The sequence below is a fragment of the Deinococcus sedimenti genome (assembly GCF_014648135.1).
GTDB classification, from domain to species: Bacteria; Deinococcota; Deinococci; order Deinococcales; family Deinococcaceae; genus Deinococcus; species Deinococcus sedimenti.
Map to the genome: position 1 here is coordinate 18842 of NZ_BMQN01000007.1, position 15764 is coordinate 34605.

At 71.6% G+C, this 15764-nt stretch carries 18 protein-coding genes and 1 riboswitch; of the genes, 6 read left to right on the plus strand and 12 right to left on the minus strand.

The annotated features are described in order from the left end of the window. Window positions 1-22 precede the first annotated feature (22 nt). The 7 genes from paaA to thiC form a co-directional block, all read right to left on the minus strand. Window positions 23-997: a 1,2-phenylacetyl-CoA epoxidase subunit PaaA gene (paaA, locus tag IEY69_RS13750; RefSeq protein WP_189073729.1), complete on the minus strand. Its 975-nt coding sequence runs from the start codon at window positions 995-997 to the stop codon at window positions 23-25. 46 nt (window positions 998-1043) lie between these two features. After that, on the minus strand, window positions 1044-1814 hold the full coding sequence (gene thiD / locus IEY69_RS13755) for a bifunctional hydroxymethylpyrimidine kinase/phosphomethylpyrimidine kinase (protein WP_189073730.1): 771 nt from the start codon (window positions 1812-1814) through the stop codon (window positions 1044-1046). Continuing rightward, complete coding sequence (locus IEY69_RS13760) at window positions 1811-2722, minus strand: NAD(P)/FAD-dependent oxidoreductase (RefSeq protein WP_189073731.1); 912 nt, start codon at window positions 2720-2722, stop codon at window positions 1811-1813. Before IEY69_RS13760 ends, thiD begins: the two co-directional genes overlap by 4 nt. A 61-nt stretch (window positions 2723-2783) precedes the next feature. Then, entirely contained in the window at window positions 2784-3599 is an 816-nt protein-coding gene (locus IEY69_RS13765) for a thiazole synthase (RefSeq protein ID WP_189073732.1), read from the minus strand. Window positions 3600-3713: 114 nt separating this feature from the next. Beyond that, entirely contained in the window at window positions 3714-3926 is a 213-nt protein-coding gene (thiS, locus tag IEY69_RS13770; protein ID WP_229783963.1) for a sulfur carrier protein ThiS, read from the minus strand. After that, window positions 3923-4552 (minus strand): thiamine phosphate synthase, encoded by a 630-nt coding sequence (gene thiE, locus IEY69_RS13775; protein WP_189073733.1) that lies wholly within the window; start codon window positions 4550-4552, stop codon window positions 3923-3925. The genes thiS and thiE overlap by 4 nt, the downstream gene beginning before the upstream one ends. Further along, the gene (gene thiC, locus IEY69_RS13780; protein WP_189073734.1) at window positions 4549-6411 is read right to left on the minus strand and encodes a phosphomethylpyrimidine synthase ThiC; all 1863 of its coding nucleotides are present in this window, start codon (window positions 6409-6411) and stop codon (window positions 4549-4551) included. Before thiC ends, thiE begins: the two co-directional genes overlap by 4 nt. A gap of 170 nt (window positions 6412-6581) precedes the next feature. Then, a riboswitch (TPP riboswitch) is annotated at window positions 6582-6694 on the minus strand. A gap of 126 nt (window positions 6695-6820) precedes the next feature. On the opposite strand from thiC, the gene IEY69_RS13785 reads away from it, so the two are divergent. Together IEY69_RS13785 and IEY69_RS13790 are read left to right on the plus strand one after the other, a co-directional pair. After that, window positions 6821-7552: a hypothetical protein gene (locus tag IEY69_RS13785; protein ID WP_189073735.1), complete on the plus strand. Its 732-nt coding sequence runs from the start codon at window positions 6821-6823 to the stop codon at window positions 7550-7552. Window positions 7553-7606: 54 nt separating this feature from the next. After that, a complete protein-coding gene (locus IEY69_RS13790; RefSeq protein WP_189073736.1) occupies window positions 7607-9118 on the plus strand; it encodes a hypothetical protein in 1512 nt (503 codons plus the stop codon). A 143-nt stretch (window positions 9119-9261) separates the two neighbouring features. Here IEY69_RS13790 and IEY69_RS13795 read toward each other — a convergent pair whose 3' ends face one another. Next, window positions 9262-9987: an IclR family transcriptional regulator gene (locus IEY69_RS13795; protein WP_174367337.1), complete on the minus strand. Its 726-nt coding sequence runs from the start codon at window positions 9985-9987 to the stop codon at window positions 9262-9264. Window positions 9988-10087: 100 nt separating this feature from the next. On the opposite strand from IEY69_RS13795, the gene IEY69_RS13800 reads away from it, so the two are divergent. Then, complete coding sequence (locus IEY69_RS13800; RefSeq protein ID WP_189073737.1) at window positions 10088-10522, plus strand: c-type cytochrome; 435 nt, start codon at window positions 10088-10090, stop codon at window positions 10520-10522. Window positions 10523-10533: 11 nt separating this feature from the next. Here the strand turns inward: IEY69_RS13800 and IEY69_RS13805 are convergent, their stop codons facing one another. From IEY69_RS13805 to IEY69_RS13815, 3 genes are all read right to left on the minus strand, one after another. Beyond that, entirely contained in the window at window positions 10534-11550 is a 1017-nt protein-coding gene (locus tag IEY69_RS13805; protein WP_189073815.1) for a M42 family metallopeptidase, read from the minus strand. Between the two features lie 2 nt (window positions 11551-11552). Then, window positions 11553-11966: an isochorismatase family protein gene (locus IEY69_RS13810; protein ID WP_189073738.1), complete on the minus strand. Its 414-nt coding sequence runs from the start codon at window positions 11964-11966 to the stop codon at window positions 11553-11555. A gap of 77 nt (window positions 11967-12043) precedes the next feature. After that, window positions 12044-12985 (minus strand): NADP-dependent oxidoreductase, encoded by a 942-nt coding sequence (locus IEY69_RS13815; protein WP_229783964.1) that lies wholly within the window; start codon window positions 12983-12985, stop codon window positions 12044-12046. A 175-nt stretch (window positions 12986-13160) separates the two neighbouring features. Between IEY69_RS13815 and IEY69_RS13820 the strand changes: the two genes are divergently transcribed. Next, a complete protein-coding gene (locus IEY69_RS13820; RefSeq protein ID WP_189073739.1) occupies window positions 13161-13520 on the plus strand; it encodes a winged helix-turn-helix transcriptional regulator in 360 nt (119 codons plus the stop codon). A gap of 54 nt (window positions 13521-13574) precedes the next feature. Here IEY69_RS13820 and IEY69_RS13825 read toward each other — a convergent pair whose 3' ends face one another. Then, a complete protein-coding gene (locus tag IEY69_RS13825) occupies window positions 13575-14366 on the minus strand; it encodes an enoyl-ACP reductase FabI (protein WP_189073740.1) in 792 nt (263 codons plus the stop codon). Window positions 14367-14502: 136 nt separating this feature from the next. Here IEY69_RS13825 and pgeF point away from each other — a divergent pair, with 136 nt between their 5' ends. Beyond that, window positions 14503-15231: a peptidoglycan editing factor PgeF gene (gene pgeF / locus IEY69_RS13830; protein WP_229783965.1), complete on the plus strand. Its 729-nt coding sequence runs from the start codon at window positions 14503-14505 to the stop codon at window positions 15229-15231. Then, window positions 15228-15734 (plus strand): YqeG family HAD IIIA-type phosphatase, encoded by a 507-nt coding sequence (locus IEY69_RS13835; RefSeq protein ID WP_189073742.1) that lies wholly within the window; start codon window positions 15228-15230, stop codon window positions 15732-15734. Before pgeF ends, IEY69_RS13835 begins: the two co-directional genes overlap by 4 nt. Window positions 15735-15764 lie beyond the last annotated feature (30 nt).

A 15764-nucleotide genomic window follows, 5' to 3' on the forward strand; every position in this document is an offset into this window, starting at 1 on the left:
CCTTTCTGGGCTGCGGGGTTCTTCAGTCGGCCGCGACGGCGCGTTGCCGGTCGGTGTAGGCCTGGAGGGCGTCGCGGACCCAGGCGCCGTCGTCGTGGGCGTGCTGGCGGGCGCCGAGGCGTTCCCTGTTCAGGCCCTGTTCGCCGCGGATGACGGCCCAGAATTCGTCCCAGTGGATGGGACCGTGCCGCCAGTTGCCCTGCTCGTCCTGGTGGAGGTCGGGGTCGGGGATGGTCAGGCCCGCTTCCATCAGTTCGGGGACGTGTTCGTTGATGAATTCCTGCCGGACTTCGTCGTTGCTCTTGAGCTTGATGCCCCATTTCGAGAGGACGCCGCTGTTGGGGCTGTCGGCGTCGTGCGGGCCGAGCATCATCATGGCGGGCCACCACCAGCGGTTCAGGGCGTCCTGCGCCATGGCGCGCTGTTCGGGTGTGCCCTGGGCGTAGGCGACGATCATTTCCTTGCCCTGTTTGTGGTGGAAGGTTTCTTCCGAGCAGATGCGGACCATGGCGCGGCTGTACGGGCCGTAGGAGCACCCGGCGAGCATGGTCTGGTTCTTGATGGCCGCGCCGTCCACGAGCCAGCCGATCATGCCGACGTCCGCCCAGGTGTGGGTGGGGTAGTTGAAGATGCTGCTGTATTTGGCCTTGCCGCTCAGGAGGGCCTGGAGCATGTCCTCTCGGGTCGCGCCGAGCGTTTCGGCGGCGTGGTAGAGGTACTGGCCGTGCCCGGCCTCGTCCTGCACCTTGGCCATGAGGATAGTCTTGCGTTTCAGGCTGGGGGCGCGGGTGATCCATTCGCCTTCGGGGAGCATGCCGACGACTTCGCTGTGGGCGTGCTGGCTGATCATGCGGATGAGCTGGCGGCGGTACTCGGCGGGCATCCAGTCGCCAGCCTCGATCTTCTCGCCGCGCGCGATGCGGGCCTCGAAGTGCGCGTGCTGCTCAGCAGTTTCGCCGGGTGTGATGCCGGTCTGGGCGGGGGTGGGTTGGGTCATGGGGGCAACCTCCTGATGGGACTGCCCCCAGTGTACCTAACGAGCGTTAGGTTGGATGTGGCCTGGGTTGCACCTGCTCCCCCGCCGCCCGGTGCCCCAGCGGCCCGTGCTCCGCACCCAGGCCCGGCGCGGCGCGGATCGCGGCCTGCAGGTACGCGTGCGCCGCCCGCACCGCGTCCGGCAGGGCCAGACCGCGTGCGAGGTTCGCGGTGATCGCCGCCGACAGCGTGCAGCCCGTGCCGTGCGTGTGCCGCGTGTGCTGCCGCGCCGCCCTCAGCGTGAGGTGGTGGCCGTGGGCGCGCAGTTCGTCGGTGACGGTCTCGCCGGGCGCGTGCCCGCCCTTCAGGAGGAGTGGCGTGGTGTCCGGCACGCCCGCCGCGCGCAGGGCCGCCCACTCGGGCACGTTCGGGGTGACCAGCGTCGCCAGCGGCAACAGCTCGTCCCGCAGGGCGTGCAGGGCACTCGCGTCCAGCAGGGCGTCCCCGCTCTTGGCGAGCATGACCGGATCGACGACCAGCGGCAGCCCCCGGCCCCGCAGGGCGTCCGCCACGGCGCGCACCAGCCCCGCGTTGCCCAGCGCACCCGTCTTCACCGCCGCGACCGGGAAATCGTCCAGCACGGACCGAAGCTGCGCCGTGACCAGATCCGGCGGCAGCGGGTGCGCCGCCTGCACACCCCGGGTGTTCTGAGCGGTGATCAGCGTCAGGACACTCGTGCCGTACACACCGTGCGCCTCGAAGGTCTTCAGGTCCGCCTGGATGCCCGCCCCCCCGCCGGAATCCGACCCCGCGATGGTCAGGGCGACTGGAACGGTCACGCGCTGACTCCGCGTTCGGCCAGCGCCAGCACCCGCGCCGCCGTGACCGGGGCGAGCAGCGACCCGTGCCGTCCGTGCCCCGCCGCGACGAGCACGCCCGGCAGGGTCGGGTGCGGCCCGACCAGCGGCAGACCGTCCGGCGTGACCGGGCGCAGGCCCACGAGGTGCGCGGCGACCTCCGCCCCGTCTGCGCCGGGCACGAGCGTCCGGGCCGCGCCGCGCAACCAGCGGGCCGCGTGGGCGTCGGGCGTGGTGGCCCAGCTGAGGCGCGCTGTCGCGCCGACGTACAGGCCGTCCGGGCGGGACAGCGCGTAACGGGAGAACCCTCGCGCGGGCGGGCCATACCGCGCACCCACACCGGGAACGCCGCGCAGCAGCAGCGCCTGCCCCTGCTGCGCCCCCACCGGCACGCCGAACGCGCCACTCCACGCGCCCGCCGCGAGGATCACCCGCCCGGCGAACCAGTCGCCCATGTCCGTCCGCACCCGCACCCCGCCCACCGACGGGATAAGGGACTGGACGTGCGCGGCCACCACCTCCAGCCCCTGCCGGGCCGCGTGGACCACCGAGGGCGGGTGCAGGCTCCCCTCCCCCGGCGTGCAGGCCACCCCACCGCCCGGCTGCACGCGGGTCACGCCGGGCCGCAGGTGAACCGGCACGCCCGAGCGTTCCAGCGCCGCCGCCAGCGCGGGCCAGCGCCGCAGTCCCTCCAGCGCGTCCGGGTGCAGGGGCGTACCGCGCAGCCGCTCGCCGTCCGGAGTGAGCAGGCCCGCCGCCGCCCGCCACGCCGCGCCCGGCCGGTCCGCGTTCAGCACCAGCACGTCCGCGCCCGCCCCCCGCAGCGTGAACGCCACCAGCGACCCGATCAGGCCGCCGCCCACCACGATCACCTCCCGCGCGCGGGTCACGGGCGCACCCCCTCCCGGCCTCCCCCCTCAAGGGAGAGGGGCGAGAACACGTCCAGGCAGGTCACACGGGCACCTCCGGGTCGGGCAGGCGCACCACCCCGCCCGTGGGACTGCTGGGGCTGGCGTGCGCGCGTTCCGGCATGCGCCCGGCCAGGAACGCCGCGCGGCCCGCCTGCACGCCCAGCGCGAAGGCGTGGGCCATGCCGACCGGGTCGCGCGCCTCGGCAATCGCGGTGTTCACCAGCACGGCGTCCGCGCCGAGTTCCAGCGCCTGCGCCGCGTCGCTCGGGACACCCAGGCCCGCGTCCACGACGATGGGCACGCGCGCGCCGTCCAGCACGGTGCGCAGCAGCTCAGGACTGCGCAGGCCCCGCCCGGAACCGATGGGGCTCGCCAGGGGCATCACGGCGGCGCACCCGGCGTCCTCCAGCGCGCGGGCCAGCACCGCGTCCGCCTGCATGTACGGCAGCACCGTGAACCCGTCCGCGGCCAGCGCCTCGGCCGCGCGGAGCGTGCCCACGGGGTCGGGCAGCAGGTAGCGGGCGTCGGGAATGACCTCCAGCTTGATCCAGTTCACGCCGGTCGCCACGCGCGCCAGCCGCGCCACGCGCAGCGCCTCGTCGGCGGTGCGGCACCCGGCGGTGTTCGGCAGGAGTTGCAGGGCGTCCCAGTCCAGCGCGTCGAGCAGGCCGTCGTGCCCCGGTGCCCGCAGTTCGACGCGGCGGATGGCGACGGTCACGATCTGCGACCCGCTCGCGGCCAGCGCCTCGCGCATCACGCCGAAATCCGTGAACTTGCCCGTGCCCGTCATCAGGCGCGAGGTGAACACCTTGCCGCCGAGGGTGAAGGGGTCGGGCGTGTGCGGATGCTGCTTCATGACGAACCTCCGGTGAATGGACGCGCAGGTTCTCTATTCCGCAGAACCCGCACCTGTTCCTGCTCGCTCCGCTCGGGGGCAGAGGGCCTGACGGCCCACGCTGCCCCGGAACCGTCAGCCCCCACCGATGACGCGGACGATCTCGATGACATCTCCGGCCTCCAGGGTGCGGTGCGGCGCGCGGGCGCCGGGATACACGTCGTCGTTCACGCCCACCGCGACGCGCGCCGGGTCGACGTTCAGGTCGCGCAGCAGGGCGTGCAGGGTCAGGCCGGGCGTGAGTGGCCGCGCCTCACCGTTCACGGTCAGGGTGGCGGGGCGGGTCACGCGGGCACCCCCCGCAGCGCCCCCAGCAGGTCCGACGCGGCCTGCGCGGGGTCGCGGGCATCCAGCACGGCGCGGACGACCGCCACGCGGGTCGCCCCGGCGGCCAGCACCTCGTGGACGTTCGAAGCGTCGATCCCGCCGATGGCGTACCAGGGCAGCGGCGGGTTCAGCGCGGCCACCGCGCGCACGTAGGCCAGTCCGGCGGGCGCGCGGCCCGGTTTGGTCGGCGTGGCGTGCACTGGCCCGGCAGCGATGTACGCTGGCGCGTCGGCCAGCGCGGCGTGCGCCTGCGCGGGGGCGTGGGTGCTGCGGCCCAGCATCAGCCCCGGCGCGAGCTTCCGCGCCCAGGCGGGCGGCAGGTCCCCCTGCCCCAGGTGCACGCCGTCCGCCCCGCACGCGGCGGCGACGTCCACGCGGTCGTTGATGAAAAACGGCACGCCGCGCGCACGGGCCAGCGCCGCCACCCGCTCACCTAGCGCGATGTAGGGGGTGGCCTCCCAGTCCTTGCAGCGCAGTTGCAGCGTGTCCACACCGCCATCCATCGCAGCGGCCACCCGCGCCAGGAAGTCCGCATCGGCCTGCCCGGCGCGGGGCGTGGCGACGAGGTACAGCTGGCCGAGCGTCACGCCTCCCCCTCCGGCCCGTGTTCCTGGCGGGGCACGTACACCTCTCCGCCCAGCGCGCGGAACTCGCGGGCTTTCTCCTCCAGTCCGGCCAGCACGTCGGGGGCGCGCAGGTCGTGGCTGAGTTTCATGGAGCAGAAGTGCGGGCCGCACATGGAGCAGAAGTGCGCGGTCTTCGCCGCGTCGGCGGGCAGCGTCTCGTCGTGCAGCGCGCGGGCCTTCAGCGGGTCCAGGGACAGGTTGAACTGATCCTCCCAGCGGAACTCGAACCGGGCCTTGCTCAGGGCGTTGTCGCGGGCCTGCGCGCCGGGATGGCCCTTGGCGAGGTCGGCGGCGTGCGCGGCGATGCGGTACGCGATCACGCCGTCACGCACGTCCTGCCGGTCCGGGAGGCCCAGGTGCTCCTTCGGGGTGACGTAACACAGCATGGCGGTGCCGTACCACGCGATCTGCGCCGCGCCGATCGCGGACGTGATGTGGTCGTAGCCGGGCGCGATGTCGGTCGTGAGCGGCCCCAGCGTGTAGAACGGCGCCTCCTGGCACACGTCCAGCTGGCGGGTCATGTTCTCGCGGATGAGCTGCATGGGGACGTGGCCGGGGCCCTCGATCATGGTCTGCACGCCGTGGTCCCACGCGACGCGGGTGAGTTCGCCCAGCGTGTCGAGTTCCGCGAACTGCGCGGCGTCGTTCGCGTCCTCGACGCTGCCGGGGCGCAGGCCGTCCCCGAGGCTGAAGGTGATGTCATACGCGGCGAGGAGCTCGCAGATGTCCGCGAAGTGCGTGTACAGGAAGTTCTCGCGGTGATGCGCGAGGCACCACTTCGCGAGGATGCTCCCGCCGCGCGACACGATCCCGGTGCGGCGCCGCGCGGTCAGCGGCAGGTGCGCCAGCCGCACGCCGGCGTGGACGGTCATGTAGTCCACGCCCTGCTCGGCCTGTTCGATCAGCGTGTCGCGGTACACGTCCCAGGTGAGGTCCTCGGCCACGCCGCCCACCTTTTCCAGCGCCTGATAGATCGGCACGGTGCCCACGGGCACGGCGCTGCTGCGCACGATCCACTCGCGGGTGGGGTGGATGTGCCGCCCGGTGGACAGGTCCATGACCGTATCCGCGCCCCAGCGGGTCGCCCAGATCATCTTCCCGACCTCCTCCTCGATGGAGCTGGTGACGATGCTGGTGCCGAGGTTCGCGTTGATCTTCACGCGGAAATTCCGCCCGATCACGGTGGGTTCGAGTTCCGGGTGGTTGATGTTCGCGGGGATCACCGCGCGGCCCCGCGCGACCTCCGACCGGACGAATTCCGGCGTGATCTCACGCGGGATGGCGGCCCCGAAGGCCTGACCGGGGTGCTGGTGCGTCAGGTCGAAATCCGCCTCCTGCCGCAACTGTTCGCGCAGGGCGACGAATTCCATCTCCGGGGTGATCTCGCCGCGCCGTGCCGCCTGAAGCTGCGTGATGCCCGTGCCGGGGCGGGCGCGGCGCGGGCGGGGCACGCGCGGGAACGGCAGCGGGCCACTGACGTCCAGCGCCGGGTGGTGCCGCTCCCGCGCCAGTTCCAGCCGGGCGTCCCCGGCCAGCCAGGGGCGCGCGTGCCCCAGCCCGGCGCGTAGGTCCACGCTCAGGCGGGCGTCCGTGTACGGCCCGCTCGTGTCCGGCACGAGAACCGCCGGGTTCGGCACGCTGCGGGTCAGGTCACCCACGCGTTCCAGGGTCGGCGACTGCCGGATGCGCCGCGCGGGCACCCGCACCCCGGCATGAATGGTGCCGCTCAGGTACACCTTCTCGCTGTTCGGGAACGGCGCGGTCAGCTCCGGGTCGAGAATCGTCAGGGCTTCGGTCGGGGGTGGGGTCAGGGTGGTCATGAACACTCCGGGCAATTGGGAACAGGACGGAGCCGCCGGGCACCCGCGAGGGCGTCCGGAGCTGGGGGGGCGACTGTCAGGGCCGCCCGTCAGGTCGGGTCAGGTCAGTGGATTCGCAATAAAAAAACGCCCCCCTCACGCGTCGGAGGGGGGCGAAACACGCAAAGACGTTTCGGCACCCGTCACGCTCCCTCCGCTGGTATGAACCAGATCAGGTTCCTAGGGTTGAACACGGTGTTCTCTCAGCCGACCCTGTTGACGGTCGGCACCCCTGGTGACTGTGCGGCGAGTGTACACCGCCCGCACCCCGCACGAAAGCAGGGCTGGCCTTCCCCGTCCAGACGGGCGAAGATGAGGGCACACGCCTTCCAGAGCCCCACAGGCCAGCTGAACCTTGGAGGAACTGCCCATGTCCCGCGTCCCGCACCACGTGATCCTCATCACAGAGCGTCCTGCTCTTGCAGGCGGCCTTGAGCACCTTCTGAACAGCTACGGCAGGGAATTGATTGCCGATTGGTATTTCGACGATGCAGCCGATACCTTGCGTGACCGGAATTCCATCCCGGAAATCCTTGATGTGGCGACACGCATCTCTCAGACGCCCGGCCACCTCCTGGCCGACCTGTACACCGATGAGGAGGCGTCCTTCCAGCTCTGGCTCAAGCGCCCTGAAGACCAGATCGGAGTCACGTTCCGCCTGGAGGACTACCGGTTATCGGAAGTCCTGGCCCGCAAAGATCGGCTCTGTCTAACTGTGTCGGTACCGCTGATTCCTGACATGTGCGGCGACACCAACGGGGCGGCTTTCAGGCTCCTGCGACTCCTCGTGGATGCATTCAGTCCGTTACTCCTTTTCACGGCGGGCGATCACCACCCTTCCGATTACATGGGGAATGCCAGAACCTTGGAATTTCACAGAATCGCCCACTTTCCAGCTGTCCAGATCACCGACGGCGGCCCGCTATTCATCACTCAGTCTCTCTGGCAGCGTCTGGCGCAGGAGCGCCAGGACGAGGTGCTGAGTCTCTTCATTCCCTGCGGCGAACGGGAAGATCTCCACGGTCGACTCTTCAGGAATCAATTCGGTCCTGGATTACCCATGCCACATCATGTGCTTGCCCGACTCTTCGATGCCCTCTGAACGGTTCAACATCCGTTTCCGTGCGGCTTCGTTTCTCTTGCTCCGGAGGTTTCCATGAATCGCGCCCTGCTGCTGTCCCTGCCTGCCCTGCTGCTCCTGTCCCCTGTGCATGCCCAGAGTGCCCAGCCCCTGAAGACGACCCTGAGCACCTGCGGGGCGTACACCGTGAAGACCGTGGAGAACGGCTTCGAGGACCCGGAGGACCGCGTGACCCTGTCGCGGGCGGGCGTGACGTACGCGACCGTCACGGACACGATGGTGGGCGTGGACTGGTGCCGGGATGTGACGGGGGACGGCGTGCCGGAGGTGCTGCTGGCGGGCTTCTCGGGCGGCGCGCACTGCTGTTTCACGCATCACCTGTACTCGCTGACCAGCCCGCCCCGGAAGCTGTTGACGGCGTTCAGCGCGCACAGTGATTCGCTGGACGCGCAGCAGCTGGACGGGCGGGGGCCGCTGGAGTTGATCGGGTCGGACTGGCGGTTCGCGTACGGGTACGGGATGAGTTTCGCGGAGAGTGCGCCGCTGCCGGTGGTGTACTCGCTGCTGCCCACGCCGGGCGGGGCGCGGTTCGTGGAGAACACGCGGGCGTTCCCGGCGTTCATGGAGTCGTACTCGTTGACGCGGCCCGGCGATCAGCTGTTCGGTGGTGGGGTGCTGGCCGAGTACGCCACGCGGCTCATCACGCGCGGCGGGGCGGCGGCGGACGCGTGGGCGCAGGGCCTGAAGCCCCCCTACCGTGACTGGCTGGCGAACTACGGGCCGGACGTGGCGCAGGACCTCTCGGATTTCGGGCTGTGGGACTGGCCGACGCGGGCCGGGGTGAACGCGGACGCGCAGCGGGGCGGGATCGGCGGGGCGTTCCTCGCGCCGGGCGCGAGGGCGTACCTGGGGCAGGTGGTCGGCCGGGAGGGAGCGACGCTGCGCCTGTACCGGGTGCAGGGGTCAGAGGTGGTGGCGGGTCCCGCGCTGCTGAGCGTGCCCGTCACCCGTGACCGGTACGGCGAGCCGGTCGTGCCGGTGTGGCCGTCCACGACGGTGCGCCGGGCGTCGGGCCGGGATGACGCGCTGCTGCGGGACACGCGCAGCGGCAGCGTGCGGTACCTGCCGGTGCGCGTGTCGGCCGGCGGCATGACGGAACTGAAGGACGACGCGCTGGGCGTCACGGCGCGCCTGCTGGGCGACCTGAGTGCGCTGGCGGGGCACGTGGCGGCGCAGTACCAGGACGTGAAACGCACGCCCGAGCAGCAGGCCGAGGTGCGGCGGCGCGTGCAGGCGGCCGTGACCCGCGCCCAGCCGTGGTTGACGGGCTGGAAGGGCCAGGGGGCGTTCGCGCTGGCGCGGCTGGGGAACTTCACGTTCAGCTCCCTGCGACTGCTGACGGACACGACCACGCGGGCGCAAGCGGTCATGACGACCACGGTGGGCTTCACGGACGCGGACACGGACAGCGAGTACGTGCTGGGGGAGCGCTTCACGATGATCGTGAATCTCACGCGGGGCGCCCAGGGCTGGGCGGTCACGGACTGGACTCTGGTGCCCCGCACGGGTGAACTGAACGAGGAGTGATCCGGACTTCGCAAAGCTGCGCAGCAGAGCGATCAGGAGAGAAATGGGTTCGGGTCGGTCGGCCACACAGACGGAGTCCATCTGAACAGCGCAGCGCGCCGCCCGGCACTGAATTCCGGGCGGCGCGCTGGGTTGGGTGTGGGTTACGGGAGGGCTTCGGCCTCACGGACGATCTGCACGACGCGTTCGCGGATGTGGCGTTCCTCGCGCAGGTAACGCTGGGCGCTCATCTGCACGCCGATGGCGGCCACCACCGTGTCGGTGTCGCCGTGCGCGGTGTGCAGCGCGTGGTAGGGCACGCCCAGGGTGCACTGGCCGGGGACCCATTCCTCGATGGAGTACGCGTACCCGAGGCGTTTGACCTTGGCGACCTCGGTGCGCCACTCGTCCAGGCTGGTGATGGAGCTGGGCGTGCACGCGGCGAAGGTGCGGGGGGTGATGTCGGCGTGCGCGTAGAGGATCTTGCCGCTGGCGGTGGCGGTGGCCGGCAGGTAGATGTCCAGGGGCAGGTCGATGTCGGCGTCCGGGTGGCGTTCGCGGATGGCGGCGACGACCTCCTCGCCTTCCAGGATGCACAGGAACGCCACGGCGCGGACTTCCAGCGCCAGCCGGGTGATCAGGGCGCGGGCTTCCTGGAACCAGGGCAGCGAGGAGGTGAGCTGGGCGCCCATCTCGGCGATGTGCCAGGAGAGGCGGTATTTCCCGGCGGGGGTGCGGCGCAGGAATCCGGCCTCGGTCAGTCCGGCGAGGTACGCGTGGGCGGTGGCGCGGGGGACGCCCAGGTGCGCGGCGAGGGCGCGCACGCCCCATTCGGGTTGTTCGGCGCTGAATGCACCCAGGATGTTCGCCGCCTTCTGAAGAGAGAGCACGCGTCCAGCTTACAGGGACAAGCCAGGATTGTATACATCTTTTCCGGCCAGTGTACCCGGTTCATCCACCCCGCACCCCACCTCCGCTAGAGTGCCCGACGTGCGCGCCCCCGCCCTGCTCCTGTTGCCTCTGCTGGCCTCCCTGAGTGCCCTGGCGGCCACCACCCCGGCCCCGACCACACCAGCCACGCCGGGCGCCGCCCTGACCGAGCAGATCGCACGCGGCGAGACCACCTACGTCCTGGCCTGCGCCATGTGCCACGGCGACCGCCTGGAGGGCGTCAGCGCCATGGCCCTTAGCGGCGAGGACTTCCACACGCTGTACCGCCCGCTGCCGCCCCGCGCGCTGCACGACCTGATCCGCGACACCATGCCGTACGACCGCCGCGGCACCCTCAGCGCCCAGGAGGTCCTGGACGTCACCGCGTACCTCCTGCACGAGAACGGGCTGCCCATCCCGGACGGCGGGGTGCGGACCGACACCCTGGACCACACCGCGCCGGAGAGCGTTCCGCAGGACGATCCCGCAAGCTGAGCCCTGCGGCGTTACGCGCGCAGGTAGGCGAGCATCAGGTCGCCCGTGGCGCGCAGCGCGTCGGTGTGCGTCCGTTCGTAGGCGTGGCTGGCGTCCACGCCCGGCCCGATCAGCGCGACTGGGTAGTCCCCGCCCGCGCGCCACGCGGCGGTGCCGTCCGAGGCGTAGTACGGGTAGATGTCCACCCGCAGGTCCAGGCCCGCCGAGCGGGCGGCGGCGCGCAGGCGGTTGCCGAGCGCGTGGTCGTACGGCCCGCCGCCGTCCGCGACGCACAGCGACACCCGGTGTTCGCTGCTGGTCTGCCCGTCCCCGACGGCTGCCATGTCCACGGCGATCAGCGCGTCGGTGTGGGCGGGGATGCCGGTGGCGGCGCCGTGCCCGACCTCCTCGTAGGTGGTGACGTGGAAGGACGCCGTGATGGGCGCAGGCGCAGCGAGCAGTTCGCGGGTGACCGCCAGGAACACCGCGACCGCCGCCTTGTTGTCGAGGTGGCGGGCCTTCACGTACCCGCTCGCGGTCACGCGGGGGCGCGCGTCGAAGCTCACGAAGTCGCCCTCCTGCACGCCCAGCGCGCGAACGTCCCGGTCGCTGGAGACCGCCTCGTCCAGGCGGACCTCCATGACGGCCGCGTCGCGTTTCAGGTCGCGCAGGGCCGCGCCGTGCACGTGGGTGCTCTGACGGACGTTCACGACCGTCCCGGTCAGGGTGCGGCCCGCCTGGGTGTGCACGAGGACGTCCTCGCCCTCCACGGTCGCCCAGTCGTAGCCGCCCAGCGGCCACAGCCGCAGCCGCCCGCTGTCCTTCACGCCCTTGACCATCGCGCCCAGCGTGTCCACGTGCCCGCTGAACGTCACGTGCCCCTCGCCGGTCCCGGCGACCTCCCAGGTCAGGGCGCCCTTGCGGGTCCGCTGCGCCGCGACGCCCAGCGCCTGCAGCTCCTGCTCCAGCAGCGTGACCGCCGCGTCCGTGAAGCCCGTGGGGCTGGGCGTGGCGAGCAGCCGCACCAGCACGTCCAGCGTGTACTCCAGGTTCACGCGGGAACTTCCAGCGATTCGATCCGGAAGCCCTGCGCCTCCGCCGAGGCCAGCGTGGCGTCCAGGGCGGGCGTGCCACTCAGGGCGAGCAGGTGCAGGCTCTGCACGGCGCGGGCGTGCAGCTGCGCGGCCAGTTCGCTGCCCTCGAACGCGTCGGGCATCTCGGCGCGGACCAGCACGTCGCCCTGCTCGGCGCGGAAGTCGGGGTGCAGCGTCCACTCCTTCGAGAAGGTGTCCCAGTCCGCGCCGTGGGGGGCGTCCCACTGCACGAACGCCACCACCCAGCCCTGCGCGCGGGCCTCGTCCACGTGGTGCGCCCAGTCGCGCGCCACCGCCCGCTCGTCGGGCCGGTCGTTCAGGTCGTGACGCTGCGCGTTCAGCAGCAGCAGGGCGTGCGCGGACAGGTTCATACCCCAGGATACCGGGCGCGCGCCCGTCAGGACGGCAGTCCGGCTGACGGTCTGCCCCGTCCTGCACGCCCTCCCACTCAGGGGACGGTCAGAACCAGTTTGCCGACGGTGCGGCCCGTCTCCTGCGCGCGGTGCGCGTCCGCGACCTGCGCCAGCGGGAAGGTGCGGCTGACGTGCGAGCGCAGCTGCCCAGCCTCCACCAGCTTCGCCAGGTCGTTCAGCTGCGCGCGGGACGGGAACACCAGGATGCGGGTGGCGTGCACGCCCAGCGCCTGCGCCCGCGCCGCGTCGGGCTGCGCGGCGATGGACACCACCCACCCGCCGGGCCGCACCAGCGGCAGCGACCGGTCGGCGGTGTCGCCGCCCACGGTGTCCAGCACAGCGTCCACGCCCTGCACCTGATCCTCGAAGGGTCGGGCGCGGTAGTCGATGACCTCGTCGGCACCCAGCGACCGCACGAACTCCACGTTTGGTGCGGACGCGGTGGCGATCACGTGCGCGCCGCGCGCACGGGCCAGCTGCACCGCGTAGTGCCCGACGCCCCCGGCCCCCGCGTGGATCAGGATGCGCTGCCCGGCCCGCAGGTCCATGGTGTCCAGCGCCTGCTCGGCGGTCAGGGCGGCCAGGGTCATGGCGGCGGCGTCCTCGTGGCTCAGCGCGGCGGGCTTGCGGGCAATGTCGCCGGCGCGGGCCAGCACGTACTCGGCGTACGCGCCGGGCTGCTCGGGGAAGGCCAGCATGCCGAACACCTCGTCGCCGGGCACGAAGTCCCGCACGAAGGGTCCCACCGCGACCACCTCGCCGGACACGTCCCAGCCGAGCACGGCGGGCAGCGTCGGCAGCGGGCCATTGGCGCGGACCTTGGTGTCCACCGGGTTGATGCTCACGGCCCGCACGCGCACGAGCACCTCGCCCAGGCCGGGCGTGGGGACGGGGCGGACGGCAGGGCGCAGCACCTCGGGCCCGCCGGGCTGCGCGAGTTCGATCACGGTCATGGTCTGGGGAAGGGCAGTGGACATGGGTGCTCCTGCGGCGGGGCTGGAACGCCCGCCGGTCCGAATGGGGAGGTTGAGGCAGGCGGGCGGCTCCCCCCTGCGGTGCCCCCAGTGTGCCAGGGTACCCACGCATTGCCAAGTACGTACAGATTCGATAGGTACGCACATTCTGGGAACTGTCGAAGGCTATCCTGGCCTCATGACCGCCCCCGCCCCGCACCTCTCCCCCACCGAGCCGCCCCCCACCTGCGCCGTCACGACCACCGTGTCCGTGATCGGCGGGAAGTGGAAGGCCGTGGCGGTGTACCACCTGCTGGGCGGGCCGCGCCGCTTCTCGGAACTCCAGCGGCGCATGCCGGGCGTCACGCAGCGCATCCTGACCCTTCAACTGCGCGAACTCGAAGCCGACGGCCTCGTGCACCGCGAGGTCTACCCACAGGTTCCCCCCAAGGTGGAGTACTCGCTGACCCCGCTGGGCCAGACGCTGGAACCCATCGTGCGCGCCATGCTCGCCTGGGGCGAGACGTACCGCCAGCGGGAACAGGACACGAGCACCTGAACAGGCTCAGGGCCGACCTCCCCACTGGACGGTCGGCCCTGAGGGAGGCGGCGCTCAGCTGCTCTGGTCGACCTTCATGGCCATGATGCTCGAGCCCGCGTCCACGTACACGGTCTGCCCGGTCACGCCGCTGCCCAGGTCGCTCAGCAGGAACAGGGCCAGCTTGCCGACCTCGTCGGGGGTGGCGTTGCGGCCCAGCGGGGCGGCCTCGGCGGCCTTCTCGAACATCCCGCCGAAGCCGGGGATGCTGCGCGCCGCGATGGTCCGCATGGGTCCGGCGCTGATGGTGTTCACGCGCACGCCCGCCGCCCCCATCTCGCTGGCGAGGTAGCGGGTGGTGGCCTCCAGCGCGGCCTTGGCGACGCCCATGACGTTGTACTTGGGCACGACCTTCTGCGACGCGTGGTACGTGAGGCTGACGATGCTGGCACCCGGGCGCAGCAGCGGTTCGGCGTGGCGGGCAGTGGAGACAAGGGTGTACGCGCTGACGTTCAGGGCGGTGTTCCAGTCGGCCTCGGTGGTGTCGAGGAAGCGGCCGTCCATGGCGGTGCGGGGCGCGAACGCGATGGAGTGGATCAGGTAGTCGAGGTGCCCGAATTCCTCCTTCACGCGGGCGAACAGGGCGGTCAGGTCTGCTTCGCTGGTCGCGTCGGCCTGCTGGGACCACACGCCGTCACGGCCGGTCAGGAGCTTGTCGAGTTCGCTCCTGAGGCGTTCGCCCTGGTAGGAGAAGCCCACGCGGCACCCGGAGGCGAGGAGCTGCTCGGCGATGGCCCAGCCGAGGCTGCGGGCGTTCGCGACGCCCATCACCAGGGCGGTCTTGTCACTCAGGTCAATCTGCACCATGCGGGGGACTCTAGCAATCCCGCGCCCGGCGGCGCTGATGCGGGTGCAAAAAATCGGGCTGGGCGTGACACTTCACGGTGTTCAGAGTGCGAAAAGCGTCAGAATCCGGTGAGACATGACACGGGATACTGGGCTGATGTTGCTTCACGCGCCGCACCTGAGGGCGCCGCACGCGTTCACGACGCGTCAGGGTGGCGTTTCGGGCGGCCCCTACACCGGCCTGAACCTCGACGACCGCGAGGATGACCCACAGGCCGTGCACGAGAACCGCGCGCGACTGACCGGGGCGCTGGGCTTCACGCCCGCGCAGGTGGCGCGCCTGACGCAGGTGCACGGGACCGAGGTGGTGACCGTGACCGGCGGCGGCCACTGGACCGGGGACGCACTGGTGACCGGGGAGGCGGGCGTGCTGCTGGCGATCGGCACGGCCGACTGCTACCCGCTGCTGCTCGAGGACCCCGAGGCGGGGGTGCTGGGCGCCGCGCACGCCGGATGGAAGGGCACGCTGGGCCGCATCGGCGCGCGGACCGTGCAGGCCATGACCGAGCTGGGCGCCCGTCCGGAGCGGATCCGCGCGGCGGTCGGGCCGGGCATCTGCGCCGCCGCGTACCCGGTGGGCCAGGGCGTCGGGGACGCCTTCCGGGAGGCAGACCTGGGCGCGTTCGTGCAGCCCGGCCCGGACGGCCCGCACCTGGACCTGATGGGCGCGAACCGCGCCGTGCTGCTCGCGGCGGGCGTGCCCGAGCAGCAGGTGTGGGCCAGCGGACGCTGCTCCACGGAAACAGACTTCTACTCGTTCCGGCGCGACGCGGGCGTCACGGGGCGCATGTGGGCCGTGATCGGCCGCCCCGGGGTCACGGCGTGAGCCTGCTGCGCCCGGCGGACGTGATCGACCACGTCACGCACATCACCCCGGAATTCCTCGCGGACCGCGGCCTGCACGGGCTGCTGCTGGACCTCGACAACACCCTGGTCCCGTACGGCAGTTACGACGGACAGGGCGTCGCGCAGACCCTGGCGTGGGTGCGGGACCTGAAACTGGCCGGGGTGGGCCTGTACCTCCTGAGCAACGCCACCGGGAAACGCGCCGCGTTCTGGCTGGAACGTCTGGAATTCCAGGGGGTCGGACTGGCCGGGAAACCCAACCCGCGCGCGTTCCGCCGCGCCCTGCGCGAACTGCACCTCCCGCCCCAGCAGGTGGGCATGGTGGGCGACCAACTGTTCACGGACATCCTGGGCGGCAACCTCAGCGGAATGCACACTATTCTGGTGCGACCCCTGGCCACGAACGCCCTACCTCATACGCGCGTCGCCCGTCGACTGGAACGCGCGGTCCTGAAACGCTACGGGCACGACTGGCAGTACTGATGACGCTCCCCATTTCCCTCACGCAAGGAG